General features: G+C 55.8%; 1 protein-coding gene and 1 pseudogene. One reads left to right on the plus strand and one right to left on the minus strand.

The genetic code is table 11. From position 1 onward, the window contains the following. Window positions 1-202 precede the first annotated feature (202 nt). Complete coding sequence (locus AD928_RS00240; protein ID WP_062247339.1) at window positions 203-1,276, minus strand: alkene reductase; 1,074 nt, start codon at window positions 1,274-1,276, stop codon at window positions 203-205. A gap of 145 nt (window positions 1,277-1,421) precedes the next feature. Here AD928_RS00240 and AD928_RS00245 point away from each other — a divergent pair. Then, window positions 1,422-1,747 (plus strand): annotated as a pseudogene (locus AD928_RS00245) (integrase core domain-containing protein); the annotation flags it as partial.

Genomic DNA, 1,747 nt, shown 5'->3' on the forward strand with positions numbered 1-1,747 from the left:
GGGGGGGGGAAACAGACAGTCGGCTATCGTGATAGAGTTACCGAAAACAGCCTTTCGCAGTGTTCACATTCATGGCAGGGAGTAGAGCTATTCAGGTGATTTCGCCTACTTCACGACAAGTATCACGTCGGCGGCTAAATATTTTCTATAGTTCAAATGCAAGTTCCTTCCATTGGAAGGAACTTGCGGGAAAAATAGGGTATCAGCGAGCAAGCGGATAATCCGTATAGCCTTCTGCACCCTGCGAGTACCAGGTGCGGATATCGTCCTTGTTCTGGGGCAGATTGTCTTCCAGACGACGCACGAGGTCCGGATTGGCGAGGAAAGGCCGACCAAACGCAATGGCGTCCGCAACACCGGTAGCGACTGTCTCGATCGCTTCTTCCCGTGTGTAGTCCTGATTCAGAACCAGCGGCTTCCTGAAGACTTCGCGGATCGGACCATGCAGCTTGGGCTGGTCGGTCTTGCCGAACGTGCCGTTCGGTCCGGGCTCGCGCAGTTCAAGGAAAGCGATATCGAGGTCATTCAGCAGCTTTGCGGCCGGCACAAAAACCTGCCCTGGATGACTGTCGATGCAGCCCTGCGTATCGCCATTGGGGGACAGCCTTACTGACGTTTTGTGCGCGCCAATCGTTGCGATCACGCGTTCGGTGACTTCACGCAGGAAGCGGATGCGGTTTTCCGGCGAACCGCCATATTCGTCGGAACGATGATTGGTGCCGTCCCGCAGAAATTCGTCGATCAGATAACCGTTGGCGGCATGAATCTGCACACCGTCAAAGCCTGCCTGAAGGGCATTGCGAGCAGCATTTTCGTAGTCGTTCAGGATGCGGGCAATGTCCTCCTTGGTGAGAGGGCGGGCGACTTCGGGAGCCTGCTTGCCATCGTACGTATGGAGGGCTTCAGGCGCTTTTGTCGCCGAGCAGGACACAGGTTGCTGGCCCGTCACGCTGGAATGAACCATCCGACCCATATGCCAGAGCTGGGCCACAATCTTTCCGCCCTTGGCGTGAACTGCGGCGGTGATGGGCTTCCAGGCTTCCACCTGTTCCTGCGACCACAGGCCCGGCGCATACGGCCAGCCAAGACCTTCGCGGCTGATCCCGGTCGCTTCTGAGATGATCAGACCGGCTCCGGCCCGTTGCGCGTAATATTCGGCCATGATGGGGGTGGGCACATGATCACGGGTGCTCCGACCGCGTGTCAGCGGCGCCATGAGAATTCTGTTTTTGGCGTAAATGCTTCCCAGTTCAATCGGCTCAAACAGGCTGGTCATGACAGATCCTTCTTAAAAGACGCAGTTCCTATGAATTTGGGAAGCCTCACGAGGAATACAACAGAAGGCTTACCACCTCGTCTGACTTGAGGTGAGCACTGCCTGTCTGCTTAATTGGTGAAGCCGACAGGCAGATTTGGAGGGTACCGACTTCGTGCTGGATGCTCTCGAGCAGGCTCTGTGCCAGAGGCGACCTGAGGGAAAAGTGACCCACCATTCCGACCGCGGCTGTCAATATGTGTCCATTCTCTACACGCAAAGACTGGCTGAAGCGGGGCTCGTTGCTTCTGTCGGCAGTGTTGGGGATTCCTATGATAACGCCTTGGCAGAGACCATTAACGGACTTTACAAAACCGAACTCATCTATCGGCAGGGGCCATGGAAAAACAGGGAAGCTGTTGAACTGGCAACACTTAAATGGGTCGACTGGTTCAATAATCGGCGGCTCCTGTCCTCCATTGGAAACATCCC

This window comes from Acetobacter cerevisiae, from assembly GCF_001580535.1.
Lineage (GTDB): Bacteria > Pseudomonadota > Alphaproteobacteria > Acetobacterales > Acetobacteraceae > Acetobacter > Acetobacter cerevisiae.

Coding starts and splice junctions, on each gene's coding strand:
- AD928_RS00240 (WP_062247339.1), bottom strand. CDS start 1,276: ATGACCAGCCTGTTTGAGCCGATTGAACTGGGAAGCATTTACGCCAAA.